Annotated in this window: 24 protein-coding genes and 1 riboswitch; of the genes, 11 read left to right on the plus strand and 13 right to left on the minus strand. The window is 63.8% G+C overall.

All coding sequences use genetic code 11. From position 1 onward, the window contains the following. Positions 1-100 precede the first annotated feature (100 nt). Positions 101-604 (plus strand): YciE/YciF ferroxidase family protein, encoded by a 504-nt coding sequence (locus LRX75_RS16900; protein WP_113149034.1) that lies wholly within the window; start codon positions 101-103, stop codon positions 602-604. A gap of 75 nt (positions 605-679) precedes the next feature. On the opposite strand, the gene LRX75_RS16905 is transcribed toward LRX75_RS16900, so the two are convergent. The 10 genes from LRX75_RS16905 to LRX75_RS16950 all read right to left on the minus strand — a co-directional run bounded on the left by LRX75_RS16905 (position 680) and on the right by LRX75_RS16950 (position 11,940). Then, the gene (locus LRX75_RS16905; protein WP_231815868.1) at positions 680-1,804 is read right to left on the minus strand and encodes an ABC transporter substrate-binding protein; all 1,125 of its coding nucleotides are present in this window, start codon (positions 1,802-1,804) and stop codon (positions 680-682) included. Positions 1,805-1,810: 6 nt separating this feature from the next. Continuing rightward, complete coding sequence (gene fhuF / locus LRX75_RS16910; RefSeq protein WP_231815869.1) at positions 1,811-2,590, minus strand: siderophore-iron reductase FhuF; 780 nt, start codon at positions 2,588-2,590, stop codon at positions 1,811-1,813. 6 nt (positions 2,591-2,596) lie between these two features. Then, the gene (locus LRX75_RS16915; RefSeq protein ID WP_231815870.1) at positions 2,597-4,771 is read right to left on the minus strand and encodes a TonB-dependent siderophore receptor; all 2,175 of its coding nucleotides are present in this window, start codon (positions 4,769-4,771) and stop codon (positions 2,597-2,599) included. Positions 4,772-4,940: 169 nt separating this feature from the next. Next, positions 4,941-5,672, minus strand: a complete 732-nt coding sequence (gene msrA / locus LRX75_RS16920; RefSeq protein ID WP_231815871.1) for a peptide-methionine (S)-S-oxide reductase MsrA — start codon at positions 5,670-5,672, stop codon at positions 4,941-4,943. Positions 5,673-6,057: 385 nt separating this feature from the next. Further along, positions 6,058-6,543 carry a 6,7-dimethyl-8-ribityllumazine synthase gene (locus tag LRX75_RS16925; RefSeq protein ID WP_231815872.1) on the minus strand — a complete coding sequence of 162 codons (486 nt, stop codon included), beginning with the start codon at positions 6,541-6,543 and terminating at the stop codon, positions 6,058-6,060. Positions 6,544-6,632: 89 nt separating this feature from the next. Then, positions 6,633-6,798, minus strand: a riboswitch (FMN riboswitch). 73 nt (positions 6,799-6,871) lie between these two features. Further along, positions 6,872-7,933, minus strand: a complete 1,062-nt coding sequence (locus tag LRX75_RS16930; RefSeq protein ID WP_231815873.1) for an ABC transporter ATP-binding protein — start codon at positions 7,931-7,933, stop codon at positions 6,872-6,874. A gap of 14 nt (positions 7,934-7,947) precedes the next feature. Further along, positions 7,948-8,736, minus strand: coding sequence for an ABC transporter permease (locus LRX75_RS16935; protein ID WP_231815874.1), 789 nt, complete (start codon positions 8,734-8,736; stop codon positions 7,948-7,950). Further along, entirely contained in the window at positions 8,733-9,638 is a 906-nt protein-coding gene (locus tag LRX75_RS16940; RefSeq protein WP_269456248.1) for an ABC transporter permease, read from the minus strand. Before LRX75_RS16940 ends, LRX75_RS16935 begins: the two co-directional genes overlap by 4 nt. A gap of 94 nt (positions 9,639-9,732) precedes the next feature. Beyond that, positions 9,733-10,794, minus strand: coding sequence for an ABC transporter substrate-binding protein (locus LRX75_RS16945; RefSeq protein WP_269456254.1), 1,062 nt, complete (start codon positions 10,792-10,794; stop codon positions 9,733-9,735). A gap of 201 nt (positions 10,795-10,995) precedes the next feature. Continuing rightward, positions 10,996-11,940, minus strand: a complete 945-nt coding sequence (locus LRX75_RS16950) for a MurR/RpiR family transcriptional regulator (protein ID WP_420851220.1) — start codon at positions 11,938-11,940, stop codon at positions 10,996-10,998. 104 nt (positions 11,941-12,044) lie between these two features. On the opposite strand from LRX75_RS16950, the gene LRX75_RS16955 reads away from it, so the two are divergent. The 8 genes from LRX75_RS16955 (at position 12,045) to LRX75_RS16990 (ending at position 20,548) form a co-directional block, all read left to right on the plus strand. Then, positions 12,045-12,842 (plus strand): N-formylglutamate amidohydrolase, encoded by a 798-nt coding sequence (locus tag LRX75_RS16955; protein ID WP_231815877.1) that lies wholly within the window; start codon positions 12,045-12,047, stop codon positions 12,840-12,842. 215 nt (positions 12,843-13,057) lie between these two features. Then, positions 13,058-14,641: an amino acid permease gene (locus LRX75_RS16960; protein ID WP_231815878.1), complete on the plus strand. Its 1,584-nt coding sequence runs from the start codon at positions 13,058-13,060 to the stop codon at positions 14,639-14,641. Positions 14,642-14,730: 89 nt separating this feature from the next. Continuing rightward, positions 14,731-16,095 (plus strand): glutamine synthetase family protein, encoded by a 1,365-nt coding sequence (locus LRX75_RS16965; protein WP_231815879.1) that lies wholly within the window; start codon positions 14,731-14,733, stop codon positions 16,093-16,095. Positions 16,096-16,299: 204 nt separating this feature from the next. Next, entirely contained in the window at positions 16,300-16,617 is a 318-nt protein-coding gene (locus tag LRX75_RS16970) for a hypothetical protein (RefSeq protein WP_231815880.1), read from the plus strand. Positions 16,618-16,669: 52 nt separating this feature from the next. Beyond that, positions 16,670-17,026, plus strand: coding sequence for a type II toxin-antitoxin system VapC family toxin (locus LRX75_RS16975; RefSeq protein WP_231816003.1), 357 nt, complete (start codon positions 16,670-16,672; stop codon positions 17,024-17,026). Positions 17,027-17,143: 117 nt separating this feature from the next. Beyond that, the gene (locus tag LRX75_RS16980; protein ID WP_231815881.1) at positions 17,144-18,529 is read left to right on the plus strand and encodes an aldehyde dehydrogenase family protein; all 1,386 of its coding nucleotides are present in this window, start codon (positions 17,144-17,146) and stop codon (positions 18,527-18,529) included. After that, positions 18,526-19,671, plus strand: coding sequence for an iron-containing alcohol dehydrogenase (locus tag LRX75_RS16985; RefSeq protein WP_231815882.1), 1,146 nt, complete (start codon positions 18,526-18,528; stop codon positions 19,669-19,671). The genes LRX75_RS16980 and LRX75_RS16985 overlap by 4 nt, the downstream gene beginning before the upstream one ends. Positions 19,672-19,855: 184 nt before the next feature. Next, positions 19,856-20,548 (plus strand): ParA family protein, encoded by a 693-nt coding sequence (locus LRX75_RS16990; RefSeq protein WP_113149018.1) that lies wholly within the window; start codon positions 19,856-19,858, stop codon positions 20,546-20,548. A 37-nt stretch (positions 20,549-20,585) separates the two neighbouring features. On the opposite strand, the gene LRX75_RS16995 is transcribed toward LRX75_RS16990, so the two are convergent. Then, positions 20,586-21,887: an NAD(P)/FAD-dependent oxidoreductase gene (locus tag LRX75_RS16995; protein ID WP_231815883.1), complete on the minus strand. Its 1,302-nt coding sequence runs from the start codon at positions 21,885-21,887 to the stop codon at positions 20,586-20,588. A gap of 212 nt (positions 21,888-22,099) precedes the next feature. After that, a complete protein-coding gene (locus LRX75_RS17000; protein ID WP_231816004.1) occupies positions 22,100-23,491 on the minus strand; it encodes a L,D-transpeptidase family protein in 1,392 nt (463 codons plus the stop codon). A 197-nt stretch (positions 23,492-23,688) separates the two neighbouring features. Here LRX75_RS17000 and LRX75_RS17005 point away from each other — a divergent pair, with 197 nt between their 5' ends. Next, positions 23,689-24,534: a DUF4432 family protein gene (locus tag LRX75_RS17005; RefSeq protein ID WP_231815884.1), complete on the plus strand. Its 846-nt coding sequence runs from the start codon at positions 23,689-23,691 to the stop codon at positions 24,532-24,534. 76 nt (positions 24,535-24,610) lie between these two features. Then, the gene (locus LRX75_RS17010; RefSeq protein ID WP_113149014.1) at positions 24,611-24,952 is read left to right on the plus strand and encodes a protein tyrosine phosphatase family protein; all 342 of its coding nucleotides are present in this window, start codon (positions 24,611-24,613) and stop codon (positions 24,950-24,952) included. A 472-nt stretch (positions 24,953-25,424) separates the two neighbouring features. Here LRX75_RS17010 and LRX75_RS17015 read toward each other — a convergent pair whose 3' ends face one another. Further along, positions 25,425-26,315 carry an alpha/beta fold hydrolase gene (locus tag LRX75_RS17015; protein WP_231816005.1) on the minus strand — a complete coding sequence of 297 codons (891 nt, stop codon included), beginning with the start codon at positions 26,313-26,315 and terminating at the stop codon, positions 25,425-25,427. Between the last annotated feature and the right edge of the window lie 83 nt (positions 26,316-26,398).

The following is a 26,398-nucleotide window of genomic DNA, read 5'->3' on the forward strand; positions in this document are numbered from 1 at the left end:
GGAACAAAGGTGAGATCGTTCAGTTCCTCAGCCGCAGAAACACCGTTTGAACCACCGCGGCGGCAAGCCTGTCCCGCGGACCCCGTGAAAGGATAAAACCATGGCAGGAAAAGCTCTCGAGGATCTGTTCCACGACATGCTCAAGGATGTCTACTACGCCGAAAAGAAGATTGCGAAGACGCTGCCGAAGATGGCCCGTGGCGCGCAGAGCCCCGAGCTGAAGGCTGCTTTCGAGAAGCATCGTGAAGAGACCGAAGGCCAGATCGAACGCCTCCAGCAGGTTTTCGAAATCTTCGGCAAGCGCGCGACGGGCAAGACCTGTGCCGCCATCGAAGGCATCATCGAGGAGGGCGAGGAAGTCCTGGAGGAATTCAAGGGCTCTCCGGCCGTGGATGCCGGTCTTCTCGCCACCGCACAGGCGGTCGAGCACTATGAAATGGCACGCTACGGCACGCTGAAGACCTGGGCCGGTCTGCTCGGTCTCGACGAAGCCGTCAAGCTGCTCGACGAGACGCTGAAGCAGGAAGAGAAGACCGACGCCGACCTGACGAAGCTGTCGAAGGCTGTCAATGCCAGCGCCATGACGAAGGCGAAGGCGGCCTGAGCTTCAGGCTGATGCCACAGATGAGAACGCCGGCCGGATCGCTCCGCGCCGGCGTTTTCATGTCAGGAAGAGACCTCATTCCGAGAGGCTGATCCAGTAGGCGCCCTCGAACGGGACCGCGGCAAAGCGGGTGTTGATTTCGGCAAGCGTCGCCTTGGGGTCGAGATCGGCGAAGAGATCGGGTCGAAGCCAGCGGGCGAACGCTTCTGCCGCGAGAATGTTGAGCGGCACTGCGTTGAAGAAATTCCACAAGCCGTGCACCCGCTTGTCGCGTACCCCCTTGAGGTTGGCGAGAATGGGGGAGGTGACGACCTGAGCGAGCGTCGTCCGGGCCTCGTCATCCGGCACGCCGGGGCCGATGGAAAAGGTGCTGTAGGTGCCGCCGGGGGAGCCCGTGGCGATGTAGACCTCGGGATCGGCGGCGATCAGATATTCCGTGCTGACGATGCCGCCCTGGGCGGGCAGGTTTCCCTCCGCGATGTTCCGGCTGCCGGTGAGGCCGATGAAGGCGCCCAGTCCGCCCGTGCCATAGGCGTAGCAGCACTTGTCCGGGTTGGGGAAGGCATCCATCAGCACCGTCGGGCCGGGGGCGGTCGCCTGCGCCACGCGGTCGCGGATGCGTTGCAGATGCGTCTCGTAAAAAGTCGCGAAATCCTCGGCCTGCGCCTCGCGATCAAGGACGGTGCCGAGCAGGCGCATGGCGGAGGGCGTGTTCTTCAGCGCGTCGCTGTTGAAATCCACCACGATGACGGGGACGCCTGTGCTTTCCAGATAGTCGATGGCGCGCTTGCCGAGTTCGGTATCGGCCTGCCAGTTCGCCATGATCGCGAGATCGGCGTTCAGCGACAGGATCGTCTCGAAGGACAGGCCGTCGCCGGTACCGTCGCCGATGGTGGGGAGTTTCGCGATGGCCGGAAAGCGCTTCTCGAAGGCGGCGTAGATTTCCGGGTTGTCGCCCTTCATGTCGCCCGACCAGCCTGCGAGCAGGCTGACGGGATCCGGATGAAGGAGCGAAAGCGCGACAAGGTTGAAGCCGCTGCCGAGCAGGATCGCCTTCGGCTTCTCCTTGATCGTCACGGTGCGCCCGATGGAATCGCTAACGGTCAAAGGGAAGGTGGAAGCACTTGCCGTACCCACCTGCAGAGAGGCGACCAGCGAGACGAGACAGAGGAGAACGGCGAACAGGCGGCGCGAAAACATTGGGTCTCAGTGTCCTTTTGGCGGGGCTTCGCCGCGCTGGGCGGGTAAGGCGCAGAGCGCGCCGCAGCTCGGAATGCCGGGAAGGAGGTAGCGCAGGCAGCAGACCTTGCGGCGACAGACGGTCTCGTCGCCGACGGGCTCATGGCGCAGACAGCCGCGGAAGGGGTTCGCTGTGCCATCGGCGAGGACCGGCTGCTCGAACAGCGGGCGGGCCGCCCAGTCGTCGCTGCCGCCGGCCGGTGCCGTGGCATTGATCGCGTAATCGATATAGACGGCCGCATTGTTCCAGGCGAGTTTCGGTGCGAGACCCGCGGCGGACTTCATCGCCGCGACCACGGCGGCAAGGTGCCGGTGGACCAACGGCACGACATAGCCGTCCGCGCCATCGGCTGCGTCGGCCTCGCTCCAGTCGCCCTCGGTTTCGAGACCAAAGGCCCGCGGCAGGCCGTCTTCGGCAAGCGCGATGGTCATGCTGGCGAGATCGACCGGCAGGACGTAGTCGGCACGGCGTGCGACGATGAAGGGGATCGTCAGTCCGGCGAAATAATAGAGCGACCACATGGAGGCGATCGCCCGCCGGTCGCTGCCGCCATGGGCTTGTGCATAGCGATCGAGCGCCGCGGTAAAGGCCGGAGACGAAAAGAATCCGGCAAGGGGCAGCGCCCCTTCCAGATCCCGCGACAGCATCATCTTTTCGCCGCACCAGGCATGCTCGCCGGTAAAGACCGATTTCAGTTCCGGCGGGCGGAAGGCGTCGTTCGTTGACGAGGAAGGGGTCGGGATCATCCGGGCCTACCAGCTGTATTTGAGCGAGCCGATGACGGTGCGGCCCTGATCACGATAGCAGAAGCCGCCCGAGCAGACGGCATCGCGCCGGTCAAAAAGGTTGGTTGCGTTGACCTGCAGCTTCAGCCCCTCGTATTTCTTGTCGATCGCGGCAAAATCGTAATGCACGGCGGCATCGAACAGAACCCGCGAGGAATTCTTCACCGTGTTGATGTCGTTGCCGAAGCTCGAGCCGATGAAGCGCGCGCCGGCCCCGACGCCCAGCCCATGCGCGAACGTATCTTCCGGCATGTCGTAGTTCGCCCAGACCGAGGCCATGTGCAACGGAACCGACGAGACGAAATTGCCCTGGCTGTCCGCCGGCCCCTCGATGATCTTCATGTGCGTGTAGGTGTAGGACGCCGTCAGCGAGAGGCCGTTGTCGAGGCTGGTCGTTGCCTCCAGCTCCAGCCCGCGCGAGCGCAGCTTGCCGCGCTGGACCTGGATATTCTCAGGCCCCGTCGGCAGGTTGACGACTTCGTAATAGAGGCCGTTGTCCTGATCGATGTTGAACAGGGCGGCGGTCAGGAGCGTATTGCTGTCGGGCAGCAGATATTTCACGCCGATTTCCTGCTGCTGGCTCTCCGTCGGGTCGAAGGGCCGGCGCGTTTCCTGATTGATGCCGGCATTGGGCGAGAAGGCCGTGGAGTAGCTTGCATAGGGTGCGAGGCCGAAATCGGTCTCGTAGGTCAGGCCGATGCGGCCGGAAAACGCCTTGTCGCGCTGCGAGGTGGTGGTCGTGTCGCCGCTTGCCAGCACGGTGTCGTCGGTGTCCGTATTCACCCAGTCGTAGCGGCCGCCGAGCGTCAGCGTCCAGGCATCGTAGCGGATCTGGTCCTGGACATAGGTGCCGATCTGCCACTGGTCCTGAACGGTGCGGGTGGAGAAGGGAATGGGATCCACATCGCGCCCGGCATTCGGGTTTGCGGTATCGAGCGGCGGCGCCGTTCCGGTGCCGTCGAGCGAGCGATAGCGCAGCTTCTGAAAATCGACGCCCAGGAGGAGGGTATGGTCGAGCGCTCCGGTCGCGAACGTCGCTTCGATCTGGTTGTCGATGACGCCGGTCGTGAGGCGCTCGTCGAAGGTTCCGGCGCTGCTGTCGAGCAACGTCGGGTCGAGCGCGTTGGGCGCATAGGCGAAGGCATAATCGGCATCGATGTTGAGGGTCGAGAGGCGGGCGTTCTGGCGGAAGACGAAGACGTCGTTCAGCCGGTGCTCGAACTCGTAGCCGACCCGCGCCTGCTTCTGGACGGAATCGTTGAAATCCGGATTGCCGCCGAAGATATCGGTGACCTTGCCGGTCAGCGGATCGTTGTAATAGGCGGCCGTGCCACCGGATCTCGTCCGGGAATACTCGCCGAGAAGGGTGAGCTTGGTGTCTTCGTCGGGCTTCCAGGTGATCGCGGGCGCGATGTAGGCGCGGTCGTCGGAAACGGAGACCTGTTCGGTATCGGCATCGCGCAGCAGGCCGGTCAGGCGGTAATAGACCGGGTCGGTTTCGTTGATCGGACCGGAGAGGTCGAACTGGCCCTGATAGCGCTGGTTCGTGCCGTATTGCAGTTCGATCTCGCGCAGCGGCTCGATCGTCGGGCGCTTCGTGATCAGGTTGTAGAGACCGCCGGCGCCGGATGCGCCGTAAAGGGCGGAGGACGGTCCGCGCAGGATCGAGACGCCTTCGAGCCCGTAGGGTTCCGTCTTGAAGAGCGAGGAGCCCGCGCCCGGCTGGCGCAGGTTGTCGCGGAAGATGCCGGTATAGGTGACGTCGAAGCCGCGGACGGAAAAGCTGTCGAAGCGCGGGTCGAAGCCGAAAGCACCGACGCGCGTGCCGGGCGTGTAGCCGAGGGTTTCCTGAAGCGACTGCGGATTGCGGTCCTCAAGCTGCGCCTCCGTGACCGAGGAGATGGATTGCGGCGTCTGGAGGAAGGGCGTGTCCGTCTTCGCGCCGGTCGCGCTCGCCGTCCCGACATAGCCATCGCCGGTGATGACGCCGCCGCTGCCGCCGGTGACGACGATCTCTTCCAGCACCGTCGCTTGGCCTGTGGCTGCGTCCTGTGCAGAGGCCGTGCCTGTAAAGGAAAGGCCGATGGCGAGAATCGATGTGCTGGTGACGAGGGCGGAGCGAAGCGGAAAACGACGGGGCATGCGACCTATCTCTCGGTGAAAAGATGATTTTCACTATCAAGATTCCGTCACAATGACAGCCCTAAAACATGATTATTATGTTCATGTTTAAGGGCTGTGGGAATTTCGCAACGCTCAACTTACTGAGACACGCGAAGGCACGATACCCGGAGGCGTCCCTCAGAGGCGTTCAGCCTTTGGCCTGCGAGACCAGCGCCGGCTTGTCGCGGTAGGTTTCCGGGAAGATGGTCTTGAGGTTCTCGATCTTCGGCAGATCGTTATAGACGATATAGGGATAATCCGGATTGAGGGTCAGGAAGTCCTGGTGATAGGCCTCGGCCGTGTAGAAACCCTTGAGATCGGCAACCTCCGTCACGACCTTGTCCGGGAACACCTCCGCCTTGTCGAGCTGCGCCACATAGGCGTCGGCGACCTTCTTCTGCTCGGGGCTGAGCGTGAAGATGGCCGAGCGATACTGCGTGCCGTGATCGGGGCCCTGGAAATTCAGCTGCGTCGGATTGTGCGCGACGGAGAAGAAGATCTGCAGCAGCTGGCCGTAGCTGACCTGTGCGGGATCATAGGTCACCTCGACCGCTTCGGCATGACCGGTCCTGCCGCCGCTGACGGTTTCGTAGGAGGCCGTTTCCTTCGAGCCGCCGGAATAGCCGGAGACGGCGTTGGTGACGCCCTTCACATGCTGGAAGACGCCTTGAACACCCCAGAAACAGCCGCCCGCGAAGACGGCCTTCTCGGTCTTGGCCGACGTCTTCTCGTCGATGCTCGGCGGTGGAATGACCACGGCGTCCTCGGCGGCGCCGGCGCGCACCGCCGTGACGGCGATGATGAGGGCGGTCAGCGCGAAGGCGCCGAGAACGCCGCCTGTCAGATTGCGGCGGAGATGGGAACGGGCGGTTTTGGACATAGGGCAATCCCTGAGGGCGCGGATGGCGGAGGAGCCTGACGACGCGCCGCGACGTTGCGGATATGCACGGACTGTGAGCCCATCGCCGACCGCCGTCAAATCGCGTTTTCGTGTAGTCTGGCAGCGATGGCGACGGGCGGGAAGAGGCGACGTTGATACTTTGAGTCAAGGCGCTCGCCTGACGCTTCAACGGCGCGGGATTGTCGAATCATCCGAATCGCTTGCGCGCTTTCGTTGAGGTCGTGAGTCTCGTGTCGGCGTGACGTGATGTGTTTTCCATGCTTTGAAAACGGCGATGGCGTCCGATGTCTCGAGACGTCGGACGCCATCGCTTTCGATCCAAGGCAGGAGCCCACCGCCTCGGGAGCAGCGGGCTCCCGTCTTATCAGGCGGTCGCTTCTGCCGGAACGAGCGCGATCTCCGCACGGGCTGCCAGCAGCTGGCGCACGGCATTGGCCGCTTCGGCACCCTTGATCACGAAGTGATCCGTGAAGAAGCGGATATGGGCTTCCGATTCCTGGAAGTGATGCGGCGTCAGGACGGCGGAGAGGACGGGAACGCCGGTGTCGAGAGAGACGCGCACCATGCCGTCGAGCACGGTGGACGCCACGAAGTCGTGGCGGTATATGCCGCCGTCGACCACGAAGGCGGTGCCGAGGATGGCCGAGAAGCGGCCGGTCTTTGCCAGCGTCTGGGCGTGAAGCGGGATTTCGAGCGCGCCGGGCACGTCGAAGATCTCGATATCGGCCGCATTGCCGCCGAGTTCCTGCCAGCGCGCGGCGAACGCGTTGACGCACTGATCGACGATGGCGGCGTGCCAGCGTGCGCGGATGATGGCGATTTTCTGTGAGGGATGGGATGCGATGGTCATGCAAGTGGCCTTTCAAGGGTTAGCCGTTCGACGGGATCCCTTGGGCGAACACGCGGACATGGCGCAGCCCTGCCGGGCCGTGACCTGCCGTTTGCTCTCTTTCATCCGGACTATACCGTCGGCTCCGGAGTCACACCGGATCTGCTGACCTTCCTGCCGCCCGGCACGATGCGGGAGACCGGAAGCGCTCGCGGGCTTCAGGCATTTCCGCCTGTTACCGCCGGTGGGGAATTTCGCCCCGCCCTGAGAACGTACGAGGGTGACTATAAGCACCTGCAGCAAACCGTCAAATCCGCTTTGTTTCATGCGGACGGGTTTTTGAAGAAAACTATTCCCTGACGATGAGAAGATCGCCGGCCGTGAAGCGCAGGGTCACCGTGTCCCCGATCGCCGGCGGTTTCAGGCCGGGATTGTTGAACATGTCGAAGGAGATAACGCTGTCGGCAATCTTCATGCGGGTGCGGATGACCGAGCCGAGGAAGTTGGTGGCGACGACCGTGCCGGTGAGGGCGGTGTCGCCCTTGGCATCCGGCGCAATGGAGCCGGCTTCCGGCCGGAGTGCCAGCGAGACGGTGTCGCCGGCCTTCGCGGCGCCGAGCGGCTCGCGCAGTGTGATGGCTTGATCGCCGATGGCGATACGGTTGGCTGCGGGATCGACCACCTTGGCGTCGATCAGGTTCAGCGTTCCAACGAAGGAGGCGACGAAGCGGGTTGCGGGGCGATTGTAGATCTCGAACGGCGTGCCGATCTGGTCGGCGCGTCCGGCATTCATGATGACGATGCGATCGGAGATCGACAGCGCCTCTTCCTGGTCGTGGGTAACGAAGACGGTGGTGATACCCAGCTGCTGCTGGATCATGCGGATCTCCTCGCGCAGCGAAACGCGGATCTTGGCGTCGAGCGCCGAGAGCGGCTCGTCGAGCAGGAGAACCTGCGGCTTGGGGGCCAGCGCGCGGGCCAGCGCCACGCGCTGCTGCTGTCCGCCCGACATCTGGTAGGGGTAGCGGTCCGCCAGGTGCTCGAGGTGGATCAGCGCCAGCATTTCCTTGACGCGGCTGTCGATGTCGGCCTTCGGGGCGCCGGCGACCTTCAGGCCGAAGGCGACATTGTCGCGGACCGTCATGTTGGGAAACAGGGCATAGGCCTGGAAGACCATGCCGATATTGCGCTGGTTGGGTTTCAGCTCGTTCTGGTTCCGGCCGTTGATCATGATGGTGCCGGAGGAGGGCGTCTCGAAGCCGGCGATCATCCGCAGCACCGTCGTCTTGCCGCAACCGGACGGCCCGAGGAACGAAACGAATTCGCCCTTCTCGATCGCCATGTCGAAGTCGTGGACGACCTGCGTCTGGCCAAAGGATTTCCGGATGTGGGTCAGGGTAAGAAACGACATGGAGCCTGTGACCTTTATGCCTTGGCGGGGGCGGACTTGCCAAAGCGCGAGACGAGATTGAGGAGGCCCATGGAGAGCCATGTGATGGAGAAGGCGATGACGGCGAGCGCCGACGGCTCATAGGCCTTGTTGGCACCGACGAGCTGAAGGTAGGGGCCGAAGGCCGGACGGTTGAGGAGGGCCGCCATGGTGAACTCGCCCATGACGATGGCGAGCGTGATGAAGGCGCCGGAGAGCACGCCGCTCATGACGTTGGGGAAGATGCAGCGGAAGAGGATGGTCGCCCAGTTGGCGCCGAGGCTCTGGGCTGCCTCCGTCAGCGTGCGCACGTCGATGGCGCGCATGGCGGTATCGACGGCCTTGTACATATAGGGCAGCGACAGGGTGATGTAGGAGAAGACCAGCAGGATGTTCGTGCCCGTCGTCGAGCCGGTCAGCGGCAGGACGGAGGAGGAATTGTAGAGGCGCAGATAGCCGAACACGATGACGATGGCCGGGATGACCAGCGGAAGCAAGGTGATGAACTCGACCACCGGCCGCATCTGCGGCAGGCGCAGACGCACCCAGTAGGCCGTGGGGACCACCAGCAGCATGCCGAAAACGATGGTGAGCAGAGCCATCATCATGGAATAGCCGAAGGTCTCGCGGAACTGCATGTCCGAGAACACGGAGCGATAGGCGTCGAAGGAATATTCGCCGCGGCGCATGCGCAGCGAGAATTCGAAGGTGGCGATGAGGGGGATGACGAAGTAGCTCGCCCCGATGGCCATGGCGATCCAGGCGCCGATGCGGTTGGTCTTCATTTCTGCCACCTCTCGGCGCGCATGCGCAGCATGAGGTAAAGCACGTTGGAGAGCCCGGTGATGACGATCATGCCGAGCGCGATGGCGTAGCCCAGGTTCGGATTGTGCAGCACGTCGCCGCGGATCTGCGCATAGAGCAGGATGGGCACGATGTTGAGAGAACTGCCCGTCAGCGCATAGGCCGTGGCGATGGCGCCGAAGGCGTTGGCGAACAGCAGAAGCGTGGTGCCGAGCAGGCTCGGCCACAGGATCGGCAGGGCGACCATGGTCCAGTATTGCCGGTTGGTCGCGCCGAGAATCTCGGAAGCTTCGCGCCATTCCTTCTTCATGCCGTCAAGGGCCGGCGTGAGGATCAGTACCATCAGCGGGATCTGGAAATACATATAGGTGAGCGTCAGGCCGGTGAAGCTCAGGAGATTGAAGCCGGTCGAATAGAGATTGAACCCGAACCAGTCGCGCAGGAGCACCGTGGCGAGCCCGGTGCGGCCGAGGGTGGCGAGGAAGGCGAAGGCGAGGGGGACGCCCGCGAAGTTGGAGGCAACCCCGGAGAAGGTGAGGAGCGTCGAGCGCACCGAGGCCGGCAGCCCGCCGAGCACCACGGCCCAGGCAAGGAAGAAGCCGATGAACGCGCCGCCGAGAGCGGCGGCAAGCGAGATGCGGATCGAGATCCAGTAGGCGGACAAAATGGACGGGGTGAAAAGGTCGGAGATGTTCTTGAGCGTCAGCTGGCCGTCCGGCGTGAAGAAGGCGCCGATGACGAGATAGAAAGTCGGCGCCAGCAGGAAGAGCAAAGCAAAGAGCATGAAGGGCGCGATGCCCAGCCAGTCGATGATCCGGTCCTTGGTGATGATCGGGCCCGATCTCGGTATCGGCGCTGTCGCTGTGCTGATCGGTGGGCTCATCGGCGAGCTTTCGTTGGGGAGGGCGTATCGGAGGCCTCTCCGCGCGAACGCGGAGAGGCGGTGTCATATCGGTCTCTGCGACCGCTCGGGCACTTTACTTGACGTTGGCGCCGACGACGCTGTCCCACTTGCCGGTGATTTCGGCCTTGCCAGCGGCCTGCTCTTCGAGCGTCGGAAACACGGCCTTTTCGTAGGACGCGGCCGGCGGCAGCTTGTCGAGCAGCTCCTTCGGGATTTTGTTGTTCTTGGCGAGATCGTTGAAGCGGATCGGGTGGCAGTAACCCTTCAGCCAGCCGAGCTGACCTTCGTCGGAGTAGAGATACTCCATCCACAGCTTGGCGGCGTTCGGATGCGGTGCGAAAGCCGAGATGGCCTGGACGTAGACGCCGGCGACGACGCCCGTCGCGGGAACGACGACCTCGAAGGGCGGGTTGCCGTTGAGGCTTTCGCCCCAGGAGAGCGCGTTATAGTCCCAGGCGATGATGATCGGCGTCGAGCCCTGGGCGAAGGGTGCCGCCTTGCCGACGACGGGAACGAAGTTGCCGCTCTTGTTCAGTTCGGAGAAGAAGGCGAGGCCTTCGGCGCCGGCCTTGGTCGCGTCGCCGCCAGCGGCGGACAGGCCTGCGGCGTACACGCCCTGAACGGCCTGGTTTGCCGAACGCGGATCACCCGCAAGCGCGACGGCATTGGCATAGTCGCTCTTCTTCAGATCGGCCCAGTCCTTCGGGGACTCCTTCACGAGGTCCTTGTTCACGAGGAACGAGAGAACGCCGTAATAATCGCCGTACCAGTAGCCGTCGGCATCCTTGGCGCTATCGGGGATCGAGTCCCAGGTGGAGACCTTGTAGGGCTGGATCAGGCCTTCGGCCTTGGCCGACGGGCCGAAGGACAGGCCGACGTCGATCACGTCCGGCGCCTGCGGACCGGTATTGCCCTTGTTGGCCTTGATGGCCTCGATCTCGTCGCCGGAACCGGCGTCGGGGTTCAGCTCGTTGACCTCGAGACCGTACTTGGCCTTGAAGCCCGCGATGACGTCGCCGTAGCCACACCAGCTGTGGGGGAGCGCGATGGTGGTGAGCGTGCCTTCCTTCTTGGCGGCGGCGATCAGGTCTGCGCTCGGCTCGGCAGCGGCAAGCGCCGTGGAGGCGACGAGCATCGCCGATGTCAGCGACAGAAGGCGGTGGGTCTTTGACAGCACGAAAGTCTCCTTGGGTTTGTCAGGCCGGGGTTTCCGACCCGGTGGGTCAAGCGATAGAGCGGCGTCATGAAGCTTCTATGACAGACGCGGTGGACAGTTTCAGGCTTCGTCTTCCGGCTAACCCCAGTCTTCAGGGTTTTTGTCGCAGGGTCTCCGGCGTCACGCTTTTCTCTCCTGAAAAGGCTTGCGAAACAACGGTGTCGCATCGAACAGGGTCTCCAGCGCTTTCATCCGGTCGCGGGTCTCCTCCCAGATCGAATTCTGGACGGCTTCGATCAGCGCCTCGACCGTGAAGAGGGTCACCACAGAGCTATCCCAGGCGGACGGCGCCTCGATCTGCACGCGGAAGACCTTGGCCGCGGACTTGGCGACGGGGGAAGACCACTGGTCGGTGAAAAGGACGATCTCGGCGCCGCGGGAGCGGGCGGCCTTGGCCAGCGTCTCCAGTTCCTGCTCGTAGCGTCGGATGTCGAACACCAGCAGCACGTCGCCCTTCTTCATGTCCAGCACGTAGTGCGGCCAGGGGCTGGAGCCGGAGGCGATCAGCGTCACGCCGGCGCGGATGACCTGAAGATGGGTGAAGAGATAGTCGGCCAGCGTGCGGGTGATGCGGCCGCCGATCAGGTAGACGCGTCGCTTCGGATCGGCGATCAGCGCCGCGGCGCCGTCGAAGTCCTGCGTCTCCATCTGGGCAAGGGTCGCCCTCAGATTGTTGATCGTGGCGTCGGCGAAGCGGTTGAGAATGTGGGTGCCCGGCGCGTTCGTCGCCCAGCGGTCGTGCTTGCTGATCGGGTTGGAGATCGTCGCTTCCAGCTCCTGGTGCAGCCGGGCCTGAAAATCCGGGAAGCCGCGAAACCCGAGCTTCTGCACCATGCGCGCCACGGTCGGTGTCGAAACGCCGGCATTCTCGGCCACGGTCGTGATACTGCCGAGCCCGGAAACGGGATAGTTGTCGAGCAACGTTTCCGCCAGCTGCTTCTCCGCCCGCGTCAATGCGGTGAAGTTCGCGGCGATCACGTCCGACACCGTCTTGTGTGTTTCGGTGCTGATCACGATTTTCCCCTGAGGCCGATCTCCGCCGACCTTGTGTGACAGAGTAAACATCGCTGTCACAATCGGAGTCAATGGGGTTCATGAAGAGATCGTTTCAGTTTGCAATTGACAGACACGGAATTGTGAAGAATTCTCTTCAGTAAGGGAGGCCTGCCATGATGGCGGGCGCAGCGACGGAGCCGGATGTGAGTGCTCTTTTGACGGCCGGGGATGGCGCGCCCGTCGCGCTGGAGAATGCGGATGCCGGGTCGCGCATCCTTCTCGTCTGCGAGCATGCATCCTCCCGGCTGCCGGAAAGGATGGGGACGCTCGGGCTTTCGCCGGACGCGCTGGAAAGCCATATCGCCTGGGATCCGGGCGCGCTCGCCGTTTGCCGACTGCTGTCGGCGTCGCTCGATGCGACGCTGATCTACCAGCGCTTTTCCCGCCTCGTCTATGATTGCAATCGTCCTCCGGATTCGCCGGGCGCCATGCCGGCCGTCAGCGAGGTCTTCGACATTCCGGGCAATGCCGCGCTTTCGGCGGCCGAGCGGCTGGCGCGGACGGAGGCGATCTACAGCCCGTTCCGCAAGGGCCTGTCCGATCTCATCAAGACACGGGTTGCAAACCGGCGCCCGCCGGTTATCGTCACGATACACTCTTTCACGCCGGTCTGGCACGGCCGGCCGCGGGAGGTGGAGGTGGGCATTCTGCATGACAGCGACAGTCGGCTCGCCGATGCGTTTCTGGCGGATGCCGCCGAGGACGAGGCCTTCGTCACGCGTCGCAACGCGCCCTATGGGCCGCAGGACGGCGTGACGCACACGCTGATCGAGCACGGCATTCACAACGGCCTGCTCAACGTCATGATCGAGATCCGCAACGATCTCATCGCCAACACAGACGGCCAGAGGGTCCTGGCCGGCTATATCGGGGATCATCTGGGCAAAGCCCTGATGCGCCTCGAACCATAAAAAGACCCGGGGAGCGGCATGTCCGCGGAGACCGTTTCCGCCTTGTTGGCGGGGGCACTGGCACGACTGCGTGAAGACCTCGAAACGAACCTGAAAAACGGGGCACACACGCAGCACGATCAAGCGTTGCAGCGCCCGCGCGCCATGACGGTCGCGCGTCGCTGCACCGGCATCCGGCAATACCGCCCGGCGCCGAGCGTTCAGAGGGGAAAATCATGTCCGACTATAGCGATGTCGACAAGCATGCGGACCTACAGGTCCTTCATTCCATGGGATATGCGCAGGAACTCGAGCGACGCATGAGCTCGTTCTCGAACTTCGCCGTGTCCTTCTCGATCATCTGCATTCTTTCCGGCGGCATCAATTCGCTGGCACAGGCGACGGCGGGGGCCGGCGGTGCCGCCATCGGCATCGGCTGGCCGATCGGATGCTTCGTGTCCTTCGTCTTCGCCATGGCGATGGCACAGATCTCCTCGGCCTATCCCACGGCCGGCGGTCTCTACCACTGGGGCTCGATCCTCGGGAACCGTTTCACCGGCTGGCTGACGGCCTGGTTCAACCTGCTCGGCCTCGTCACCGTGCTCGGCGCCATCAACGTCGGCACCTACTACTTCTTCATGGGCACCTTCGGCACGCCGTATTTCGGGCTCGAGGACACGACGACGTTCCGCATCCTGTTTCTCGTGGTAATCACGGGCCTGCAGGCGCTGGTCAACCATATGGGCATCGGGTTGACGGCGAAGCTCACCGACTTCTCGGGCTACCTGATCTTCGTCACCGCCATCCTGCTGTCGCTGGCCTGCCTGATCGCCGCCGACAGCTACGACATCGCCCGTCTCTTCACCTTCTCCAACTTCTCCGGCGCTGCCGGCGGCAATGTCTGGCCGGAAACGTCCTCCACCTGGGTGTTCCTGCTCGGCCTGCTTCTGCCGATCTACACCATCACCGGCTACGACGCCTCGGCCCATACGTCCGAGGAAACGGTGAAGGCTGCGACATCCGTGCCGCGCGGGATGATCTCGTCGGTGCTCTGGTCGGCGCTCTTCGGTTACATCATGCTGTGCTCGTTCGTGCTGATGATCCCGGCGCAGTCGCCGCTGGCCGACGGCACCGTCACCGATGGCATGACGGCGGCTGCGGCGCAGGGCTGGAACGTGTTCTTCTGGTCGATGGACACGCAGATGAACCCGATCGTCAAGGACGTGCTCTATCTCGCGATCCTGTTGTGCCAGTGGCTCTGCGGCCTTGCGACGGTGACCTCGGTTTCCCGCATGATCTTCGCCTTCTCGCGGGACGGCGGCCTGCCGGCCTCCAAGGCGCTTGCGAAAGTCAGCCCGAAGTTCCGCACGCCGGTCTCGGCCATCTGGACGGGCTCGATCCTTTCGGTGCTCTTCGTCTGGGGCTCGTCGCTCATCACCATCGGCGAGACGCCGGTCTACACGATCGTCGTCTCCTGCACGGTCATCTTCCTGTTCTTCTCCTTCGCCATTCCGATCACGCTCGGGCTCTTTGCCTGGGGAACATCCAAGTGGCCGGCGCAGGGACCGTGGAACCTCGGTGAGGGCGTTTTCAAGCTCTTCGCCGGCCTGACGGTTCTGGCGATGATCCTGATCTTCGTTCTCGGCGTGCAGCCGCCGAACGGTCCGGCGCTCTACGTCACCGTCGGCTTCCTCGTGCTGACCGGCGTGATCTGGTTCGGCTTCGAGAAGCGCCGCTTCCGCGGACCGCCGATCGGCGAGGAGGTCAAGCGCCGCGCGGCTGAGATCGCCGCCGCCGAAAAGGCCGTGGGCCAGGCGTAACACCCTCTGCAAGCCAGGTGGCACCCGAAAGCCGGGTGCCGCCGACGACCGACATACGCCGCCCATGACAATCGCTGACAGGATGCCCGATGACCTACTCGTTCGAAGAGCTGAAAACCGACGTTGCCGAAGGCCGTATCGACACGGTTCTTGCCTGCCAGATCGACATGCAGGGGCGACTGATGGGCAAACGCTTCCAGGCCGAATATTTCGTCGAGAGTGCCTTCGAGGAAACGCACAGCTGCAACTATCTGCTCGCCACTGACCTCGAAATGGAGACGGTGACCGGATATACGTCCACGAGCTGGGAGTCCGGCTATGGCGACTATACGATGAAGCCGGATCTCGGAACCCTGCGCCGGATTCCCTGGCTTGACGGTACGGCGCTCGTGCTCTGCGACGTGCTGGACCACCACACGCATCAGGAGGTGCCGCATTCGCCGCGCGCCATCCTCAAGCGACAGGTGAAGCGACTGGAGGCCATGGGGCTGAAGGCCTTCATGGCAAGCGAGCTCGAGTTCTTCCTGTTCGACCAGACCTACGACCATGCGCGCGAAAGCGGCTATCGCGACCTGAAGCTCGCCAGCGGCTATAACGAGGACTACCACATCTTCCAGACCACCAAGGAAGAGGACGTGATGCGCGCGATCCGCAAGGGATTGCAGGGTGCCGGCATTCCGGTCGAGAACTCCAAGGGCGAGGCCTCCTCCGGTCAGGAGGAGATCAACGTCCGCTATGCCGAGGCGCTGGACATGGCGGACCGGCATGTGATCATCAAGAACGGCTGCAAGGAAATCGCCTGGTCGAAGGGCAAGGCCATCACCTTTCTCGCCAAATGGCACATGAATGCGGCCGGCTCCTCCTCGCACATCCACCAGTCGCTCTGGAGCCTCGACGGCAAGACGCCGCATTTCTTCGACGGGCAGGGCGAGTACGGCATGTCGGAGACGATGCGGCATTACATCGCCGGCCTGCTGACGCATGCGGGCGAGATTACCTATTTCCTCGCGCCCTACATCAATTCCTACAAGCGCTTCATGGCCGGCACCTTCGCGCCGACCAAGGCCGTCTGGTCGAAGGACAACCGCACGGCGGGCTACCGGCTCTGCGGCGAGGGCACGAAGGGCATCCGCATCGAGTGCCGCGTCGGCGGCTCCGACCTCAACCCCTATCTCGCCATGGCCGCATTGCTGGCCGCGGGTATCGCCGGCATCGAGGGCAAGCTGGAGCTGGAGGCGCCATTCGTGGGCGACGCCTATTCCGGCAAGGACATTCGCGAGATTCCGAAGACGCTGCGGCACGCGACCGACCTCATGACGAGCTCCGCCATGCTGCGGCAAGCCTTCGGCGACGATGTGATCGACCATTATACCCGCGCGGGCACCTGGGAGCAGGAAGAGTACGATCGCCGGGTCACGGACTGGGAGGTGGCGCGCGGGTTCGAGCGGGCTTGAGTTTATCGCAACTTTGAGTTTGATCGTGACAATATCGCATCCACGGTGTATTTTTCACATCGAATGCGGAGGCCGGATATGGCGATCGATACGGCGTGGTTTCATGAGGTGCTCACTGCAAACGGAAAATCCCTGCGGGATCTCGCGCGGTTTCTCGCCCTCGACCCCAGCGCCGTTTCGAGAATGTTGAAAGGAGAGCGGAAGATGACCGCCGAAGAACAGGATCAGATCGCGGCGTTTCTGGGTGTCGGCATTCTCGATGTCGCGGCGCATCGTCGTGGGGATCCGGCGAGCCTTCAGGGGCTCGGGTTCGAAGAGGGTCTTCCGCAGGCCTATGTGCCGCAAGACAGGCAGACGGTGCGCGGGGTATCCGCGTCCCGCGCGCGTCTTGTCGATCCTTCCGATCCCGGCTTCGTTCACCCGGCTTTCGGCTGCATGGTCGGAACCATGACGATCCCCGAAGACCTCGATCTCACCGCTCCGATGGATGTCGAATGGAGCGATGCTCTCTATAATGCGTAACGAGATTCTTCTCGATACATGCGCAATCATCTGGATGGCGACGGGGCAACCGATGCGGCCGGACGCCATCGAGGCTTTCAAGACGGCGGGGAGCGGAAACGGACGATTGTTCGTTTCCGCCATCTCGGCCTGGGAGATCGGAATGCTGATGTCACGCGGCCGGTTGCCGGCAACGAAGGATGCCTTGTCCTGGTTCAACGAGTTCGTCGCGCAGGGAGACGTCATCGTTGAAGCTGCGTCGCCGGATATTCTCGTCGCAGCGTCCTCTCTTCCCGCGCTCGCGCACCGTGACCCGATCGATCGCATCATCATCGCGACCGCGCGAGAACGGGATCTGAGGATCGTGACGCGTGACCATGTCATTCTGGACTATGGCGCGCTTGGTCATGTGATGACGCTGGCCTGCTGACGGGGACTTGCCGGGTTGATGATCGCCCGGCAGGCTTTCGTGTTTTTCTTTTCGTTTGTCTTGTCGGGGCGTCGCTGTTCAGTTCGCCCTTGAGAGACCTTTCTACCGGAGACGTTCATGACGATGATCCACTGCATTTCGCCGGTCGACGGCTCGGTCTATGCCGAGCGGGAGGCCATGCCCTACGAGGCCGCGGCGCAAGCCGTCGCGCGTGCGCGAAAGGCGCAGAAATCCTGGGGCAAGCGGCCGCTCGAAGAGCGGGTGCAGCTCGTGCTCAAGGGTGTGACGCGGCTCAACGAGATGGCGGCCGAGGTGGTGCCGGAGCTCGCCTGGCAGATGGGCCGGCCGGTGAAGTATGGCGGCGAGTTTCGCGGTTTCAACGAGCGCTCGAACTATGTCGCCTCGATTGCCGCCGACGCCATGAAGCCGCTGGTGATCGAGGAAAGCGACCGCTTCGAGCGGCGGATCGTGCGCGAGCCGCACGGCGTCGTCTTCGTCATCGCACCCTGGAACTACCCCTACATGACCGCGATCAACACGATCGCGCCGGCGCTGATGGCGGGCAATGTCGTGATCATCAAGCATGCGAGCCAGACGCTGCTCGTCGGCGAGCGCATGGTGCGCGCCTTCACCGAGGCCGGCATGCCGGAGGGCGTGTTCCAGAATCTCTTCCTCGACCATGAGACGAGTGCACGTTTGATCGCCGCCAAGAGCTTCGACTTCGTCAACTTCACCGGTTCCGTCGAGGGCGGCCGGTCGATCGAGCGGGCGGCGGCCGGCACCTTCACCGGACTCGGGCTGGAACTCGGCGGCAAAGACCCGGGCTATGTCATGGAGGACGCCGATCTCGACGCTGCTGTCGATACGCTGATGGACGGCGCCACCTACAATTCCGGCCAGTGCTGCTGCGGCATCGAGCGCGTCTACGTGCATGAAAGTCTCTACGACGATTTCGTCGAGAAGTCGGTCGCCTGGGTGTCGAACTACAAGCTCGGCAATCCGCTCGATCCGGAAACGACGCTCGGGCCGATGGCCAACAAGCGCTTTGCCACCGTCGTGCGGGCGCAGGTCGCTGACGCGATCTCGAAGGGCGCACGGGCGACGATCGATCCGAAGCTGTTTCCGGCAGATGACGGCGGCGCCTATCTCGCGCCCCAGATCCTTGTCAATGTCGATCACTCCATGGACTTCATGACCGAGGAAACTTTTGGCCCTGCCGTCGGCATCATGAAGGTGAAGAGCGACGCCGAGGCGCTCGCCTTGATGAACGACTGCAAATACGGGCTGACGGCCTCGCTCTGGACGCAGGATCCCGAACGCGCGGCGGCCATCGGCGCGGAGATCGAGACGGGCACGGTCTTCATGAACCGCGCCGACTACCTCGATCCCGCACTCTGCTGGACCGGCGTCAAGGAAACCGGCCGCGGCGGATCGCTCTCCGTCTTCGGCTTTCACAATCTGACCCGGCCGAAATCCTATCACCTTAAGAAAGTCACGGCATGACCATCACCGCAAACTGGAGCTACCCGACCGCCATCAAGTTCGGGGCAGGGCGTATCAAGGAACTCGCCGAGCATTGCAAGGCTGTGGGCATGACGCGGCCGCTGCTTGTGACCGACCGCGGCCTCGCGCCGATGGCGATCACGCAGAATGCGCTGGATCTGCTGGAGGCCGCCGGCCTCGGCCGCGCGATCTTCGCGGATGTCGATCCCAATCCGAACGACATCAACCTGGAGGCCGGGGTGAAGGCCTTCCACAATGGCGGACATGACGGCGTCGTCGCCTTCGGCGGTGGTTCCGGGCTCGACCTCGGCAAGGCGGTCGCGTTCATGGCCGGCCAGACCCGGCCGGTCTGGGATTTCGAGGATGTCGGCGACTGGTGGACGCGGGCGTCCGTCCCCGGCATCGCGCCGATCATCGCCGTGCCCACCACGGCCGGCACCGGCTCGGAGGTCGGCCGCGCCAGCGTGATCACCGATTCGAAGACGCATACGAAGAAGGTCATCTTTCACCCGAAGTTCCTGCCCGCCGTGACGATCTGCGATCCCGAACTCACCGTCGGCATGCCCAAGGTCATCACGGTCGGTACCGGCATGGATGCCTTCGCGCATTGCCTGGAAGCCTACTCCTCACCGTTCTACCACCCGATGTCGCAGGGCATCGCGCTCGAAGGCATGCGGCTCGTGAAGGACTATCTGCCGCGCGCCTTTGCCGACGGACAGGATATCGAGGCTCGCGCCAACATGATGAGTGCCGCCGCCATGGGTGCGGTGGCCTTCCAGAAGGGCCTTGGCGCCATTCACGCCCTGTCGCATCCGGTGGGCGCGCTCTACAACACGCATCACGGCATGACCAATGCCGTCGTCATGCCCGCCGTGCTGCGCTTCAACCGCCCGGTGATCGAGGAGAAGATCGCAAGGGCGGCGGCTTATCTCGGCGTGTCCGGCGGATTCGATGGCTTTGCCGATTATGTGCTCGAATTGCGGGCGAGCCTCGGCGTTCCCGATGCGCTCTCCGGTCTCGGCGTCGGCACCGACCAGATCGACCGCATGGCCGAGATGGCGATCGTCGATCCCACGGCGGGCGGCAATCCGGTGGAGTTGACGCTCGATGCGGCGCGGGCGCTGTTCATCGAAACGATCTGATTTCGCAATTCCGCCTGGCGGAGCTTCTCCTGAAGCTCGCGCCAGGCTGTCTCTCATTGGTTCTCGTATGGCGGATTAACACTTCGTTAACCACGATTTGAAAGGTTCGGTTAACCACAGCGGCTTCAGGGGCTGGAGTTGTTTGCGGGGCAAACCGGGGCTTTGCATCCCCAACGAGGTTTCCATGCCAGTCATTACATTCGCCAACACCAAGGGCGGCGCGGGCAAGACCACCGCAGCACTCATTCTCGCAACCGAACTGGCACGCGCTGGCAACCGCGTGACGGTGCTCGACGCCGATCCGCAGCGCTGGATCTCGACGTGGCACGAGATCTCGGGCCGCATGCCGAACATCGACGTCATCTCGGAAATCACGATGGCATCGATTCAGGGCCACATCATTGAGAACCGCCGCAACACCGATTACTTCATCATCGATCTCGCCGGCGCACGCAACAGCCTGCTTGCAACCGCGATCGGCCTCTCCGACCATGTTCTCATCCCCATTCAGGGCTGTTCTATGGATGCCAAGGGCGGAGCGCAGGTTCTGGAACTGCTGGCCCAGCTGGAAAAGCAGGCCGGCGTGCGCATCGACCATTCCGTGGTGCTGACCCGTGTGAGCTCGCTGGTGACGACACGGGCGCTGCAGGTGGTGAAAGGGCTTCTGGCCAGCCGCAACGTGCGCGTTCTGGAAACGCCGATCGTCGAGCGCGCTGCCTTCCGCGACGTGTTCGATTGCGGCGGGACGCTGCAGACCATGGACCCCGCCCGCGTCAGCAATCTCGACAAGGCGCGCGAGAACGCCCGCGTATTTGCCGAGGAAGTCCGCCGCCTCGTGCCGCTCCACGTCACCCGCGCCTTCCGCCGCGCCGCTTGATGCGCCCCTCAGGACGCGACGTCTTCGGCGTCGCGTCCTAAAAGCGTCGGCCGATCAGGTGCTTTGCCTGCGCGCCGACATGGTAGAAGGCCGACTTCACCGTCCGCAACGGATCGGGCGTGAGCGGCGTCTCATCGAGTGGCATCGCATGGGCGCCGCCGGTGATGTGATGGGCAAGCGCCCGACCGAACACGGTGCCGGGCGCGATGCCCCGGCCATTGTAGCCGCTGACCGAGAGTACATCCGGTGCCACCGTGTGCAGGCGGGGCAGGGCATTGGTGGTCATGCCGATGCGGCCATCCCACCAGTATTCGAAATCCACCTCGCCGAGCTGGGGGAAAAGCGCCGCCAGCGAGCGCTTGGCAAAAGCGCGATGCGTGCCCGTCGCCAGGGCATCCAGACGGCCGATGCTGCCGAAGATCAGGCGGTTCTGCTGGTCCATGCGGAACGAGGTCATCACCATGCCGGTATCCCAGCATCCCTGCCGCTCGGGCAGGATCGTGGCCGCGACATTGGCAGACAGCGGCTTCGTGGCAAACTGGAAATACGGCAGGATCGTCAGCTCCGTCGTCGGCGCGCTCCAGGGCATGCCGTCGACGAGCGTGCCATAGGCGTTGGTGGCGAGAACGACCTTCGGCGCGGTGACGCTGCCGGACGGCGTCTTCAAGACCCAACGGTTTCCCTCGCGGGTGGCGCCGGTCAGCGGTGTCTCGGTAAAGAGCCGGACGCCGGCTTTGACGGCCGCATGCGCCAGACCCCGCGCATAGGCCAGAGGCTGGATCGTGCCGGCACGGCGGTCCAACAGTCCGCCGGCAAAACCTTCGGCACCCGTCAGCTGTCGCGCGTGATCCGCATCGAGCACCTCCACCGGCGCGCCAAAGCCCGCCCATTGCGCCTGCCGGTCGGTGATATCGGCAAGGCCCTCTGCGCCCACGGCCATATGCAGCGTGCCGTTGCGGGTTGCCTCGCACGAGATCCCGTGCCGGTCGATCAGGTCGAAGACGAGGGCCGGACCATTGCCGAGCGCATGCAAGAGACGCTCGCCGGGGGCCTTCCCGAGCGAGGCGATGAGATCGGCGGGCTTCGTCCACATGCCTGCATTGACGAGACCGACATTGCGCCCGGATCCGCCGAAGCCGATCATGCGTGCTTCGATGAGGACGACCTTCACGCCGTGTTCCGCAAGATGCAGCGCCGCCGAAAGCCCCGTGAAGCCGCCGCCGATAACGGCGACATCCGCTGTGACATCCGCCCGCAGGGCTTCGGTCTGCGGCGCGGGCGGCGCGGTCGCGTGCCAGAGATTCGGCCCGATCTTGTAACGCGCGCGTTCATCCGCCATGCGGCAATCCTCGTCAGTTCTGCAGGTCTTCGACACCAGAGATAGCCGATTCCGCACGCCTTGCGTCATGACAATACCGGATGACGTGATGAGTCGGCGCGATCCGTCGCGAACCCGGGCCTCCAGCACCTCGCCGTCAGAGCCGTCAGAGCCGGGAACGCGCATGTCGCGATCCCGGCATCCCGGTGTCGATCCGATCCGTCATCGTCCGCCTAATCGAGGAATTCGACCGTCGTGCCGACACTCACCATCTTTGCCAGTTCCGTCGCGTCCCAGTTCGTCAGTCGCACGCAGCCGTGGCTCTGTGTCTTGCCGATCTTCGACGGCTCAGGCGTGCCGTGAATGCCGTAGGTGGGCTTCGACAGCGCGATCCAGACCGTGCCGACGGGGCCGTTCGGGCCGGGCTGCAGCGTCAGCACCTTGTCGTTTTCGCCCTGTTTGAAATTGATCTTCGGATTGTAGGTATAGCCGGGATTGAGCGCGATCCGATCGACCTGCACGGTGCCGGAGGGCGAGGGCGTATCCGACGATCCGATCGTTGCGGGATAGGCGGCAATCAGCGTGCCCGCCTCGTCATAGGCAAAGACCTGCTTGCGGGCCTTGTCGGCGACGACGCGCGTGACCTTGCCCGTCTTTGGCTCGCCCGGATTGATGACCTTGATGATCGTTCCGGGAATCGTGAAATCGACCCCGGGGTTCAGCTCGCGCAGATAGGCCTCGTCCATATGAAAGCGCTCGCCGAGCATCTCCGTCGTCGAGGTGAAGGACATATGCGGGAGAAGGGCCTTGTGGGCGTAATCTTCCGGAATTTCCGCGACATAGGGGCCCGCCGCATCGGCCGCCGTGATGGTGTAGGTGGTGATGGCAAGGCCGCCGCTGAGGCGTAGCCGTTCCAGAATGTCGTCCGTATTGTTCGGATCGAGCGTTTCCCCCGTCGCCTGCTGCCATGCCTCGATGGCCTTGGTGACATTCGAGCCGTTCTTGCCGTCGATCACGCCGGGGGAGAAACCCTCACGATCGAGGAAGACCTGCAAGGCGGTGATTTCGGCGCTCGACTTGCGGGTGATCGCGGCCGCGCGGGGCAGGGTTGTGCCCTGCGAGGCCGTCGGCTGCTCCGGCGGCAGCGCGGCCAGATCGTTTTCGTCCTGGGGAGCGGTCTGGTCCGTCATCGGAAGATCGCCGCGCTCGACGCCCGGGGGCACGAAATTACGATAGTCCGGCACCCCGTTCGCACCGCCACGCTGGCGAATATACGGGCGCTCGCCGTAGGCCTCGTTGCCGAAGGTCGTGTTGCGGGAAGGCTGGCCGCCGAACGCTTCGTCGCCATAAGGCTCCGCACCATAGGGATCCGGCGGCGGGCGGCGGCGGCCTTCGTTTGCGGCACGCGATCCCATGACCGTTGCAACGATGTTGCCCCAGTTGTCCACCAGCACCGTCCGGCCCCGTGCATCGCGCATCACCCGAACCTCGCCGTTCTCGGGGACATAGTCGAGGATATCGCCCTGCGGCGTCACCAGAACCTGATCCGGCGACAGCGCGATGCGGGACTGCGCGGCAGCCGGCGACGACACCGCCGCGAGGCCGGCCGTCACGAGGGCGGCCATGAGGAAAGAAGAGAGACGTCTCGGAGCAATGGTCACGACAAGAACCTGTTGATGGGCGGGCCGACCCGCGAGCTACAAGCGGAATGGGACGTTAATATGAAAAGACTGAATTCAACGTTAAAGAACTGCTAACCATAGGCCGGGCGCGACGGCCGATGGCGCAAGAGACGCCGCGGGCGTTGCGAGGAGGTGACGATATGCGCATGGATGGAAGCCACGATGGCAAAATCGTGACGCTGCTCCTCGATCCCGCCTCGGCCATGGATGTGGCCGCGCTGGTGATCGACGGGATCGATCTTTCGCCGGGCGACGCGATCCCGTCCGACGGGGATCCGCGCATCGACCAGGCGCTGAAGGGCTTTCTTTTCACCTGTGGTCCCGACCACATCCGGCACCCCGAGCCGACCGCGAACGGGGGACGGTATCCGCTGCATGGCTCCCTGTCCGGCACGCCGGTGCCGGCGGAGAGGCTGACCGCGACGGAGACGATGTGTCGTGCGATCGCCGATATCCGTCTCGCGGATGGCGGCCGCGCACGGCTGACACGCCGGTGGTCGATGATGGACGGTGCCGTTCATCTCGAGGATCGAATCGACAATATCGGCGGGACGCCGTTTCCGCCCATGTGGATGTATCATCTCAATATCGCAGGCCGATTCTTCGACGACGATACGCGCATTCGCGGCGCCATGATCCCCGATGGATCGCAGGGCTGGCGGTTCGGCGAGGGCGCCAGTGCGCATTGTCTCTTTCCCGCGATGAGGCCGGATGGCTGGGCGCGCGTGACGGTCGGGCCGTTTGCCGCGCTCGGACATCGCACCCTCGACATCCGGTTCAAGACCGACAGCCTGCCGTTCCTGCAGATGTGGCGCTGCCAGCGTGGTGACGCCGATGTGGTCAGCATCGAGCCGGCTTCCCACAGGATCGCCCCGCGTTCTGCGCTCTGCGAAAGCGGTGCCCTGTCCCTGCTCATGCCGGGTGAAGGGATCACCTACGCGCTCAGGTTCGGCTTTTGCGAAGACGTCTCGTCTGTCACGGCGTGATTGACGTTTGCCGCAAAGGCGTCCTACATCGTCGTCAACGAAGGTTGCGGCACGCCGCGCGCCGAGGAGACTGTGCATGGACGACATCCGCTCGATCAATGATGAATATTCGGTCACCGGCCAGATCACGGCGGCCGATCTCGACCAGATCAAGGCCTTGGGCTTCAAGTCGATCGTCTGCCACCGGCCCGACCACGAGCAGCCCGGCCAGCCGGACTTTGCCGAGATCGAACAGCGTGCCCATGCGCTCGGCATCGAGACGATGCACATTCCGGTCGGTCCTGCCGGCGTGACCGCCGACGCCGTCCACAAGATGGTCGATGCGCTCGATACGTTCCAGCGTCCCATCCTCGGCTACTGCCGCTCCGGCGCACGCTCGACCGCGGTCTATCAGCAGACGCAGCACATTCGCGGCTAGGGTATTCCGCGCGCTTCACATCGCGAAGATCCTCTAAATCGTTGTTTCCAAGCAATTCTGGACGCGAAATCCCTGCGCGATTTTGCCGGAATTGCTTGAAACCGTGACCCGCATGCCTGCGGCGATTGCCCGAGGTCTTGTCGATGCTCATGACGGAGGAACCGAGCCGTTAGCTCCCGGGGTCTCGGGCTTGACCCGACCCGGTGCGCTCGCGCCCGTCCGGTCGAAAGGTCTGATCAGCTCGACGACGTCGGTTCTTTCGCCGTTCCGGTGCTTGCCCGGAGTGACGGGGAACGCCGGCGAGCGACGCGGCGAGGGCTGAGCATGTGCTGTGCAAAACACTCTGCTCAACCGCCTGCAACACCTGAGACGTTGCGATCGCTACAAGGGGAGAGCTTGTTGGCGTTATGTCATCGCCTTCAGTGCCTGAGATGTAAGACATTCTCAGCCGCGACCGGGCCTCCGCAGTGCTCTACACGCGCGATTGCCTGTGCCCTCTATCAACGACGCGCACGCACCAGGCCGAAAAGTCGTCGATCGCCTGATCCCGAATCGTGTCGTGCAGCGTCTCATGTCGGCCGCCCGGATAGATGGTCGTCGTGACGTTTCGCAGGCCCGCCGTTTTCATCCGGCCGTCCAGCCATTGCATGGCCTTCGCGTTCTCTGTGGCCGGATCCTCTCCGCCGCCGACAAGGTTGACGGGCATGTCGGGCGGAAGCCGCCGGAGGCGGTCGGGTCGGGCGCCGGCATAGCTCATGCGAAACAGGTCGATCCAGAGGGAAACCGTCACGTCGAACCCGCAGAGCGGATCGGCGATATAGCGATCGACGGCTGCCGGGTCGTGCGATAGCCAATCGAGATCCGTTCGGCGTGTCTGGATGGTGCGCGCCCAAGCGCCGAAAGAGAGCCGGGTGACGAGCGGGCTCGGAACGTCCGAGCCCTTCAGCATGCGTTCGACAGCCAGCCACCCCTGGCCGAACCGGCCGGCGAGGCCCGGGTTGAAGTTGGCGTTCCAGACCGCAAGGCCGTCATAGAGACTGGGCTCGGCTTCCGCCGCATTCAATGCCACCAACCCGCCCATCGAGTGACCGAAGAGGACGACGGGAAGTCCGGGATGCCGGGAGACCGCATGGTGCCTGACGGCGGCGACATCCGCCAGGACCGCACCGATCCCGTCATCGGGCGCAAACCGCCCCTGCAATTGCGCGGGACTTCGCGTCGCGCCATGCCCGCGATGATCATGCGCATAGACCGCGAACCCCTGCGCCGCCATGGCCGCGGCGAAATCCCGGTACCGCCGGGCATGTTCTGCAAGACCATGGCTGATCAGAAGCACACCGCGCGCATCGGTGCCTGCCGCCATGTGGTAGAGCGCAAGATCCGTCCCGGACGGAGTTGCGAGCCGACCCTCCTCGAATGCCACTGCCGTCACCTTTTCGACCTGCC

Source organism: Rhizobium quercicola, from assembly GCF_021168455.1.
Taxonomy (GTDB): Bacteria; Pseudomonadota; Alphaproteobacteria; order Rhizobiales; family Rhizobiaceae; genus Ferranicluibacter; species Ferranicluibacter quercicola.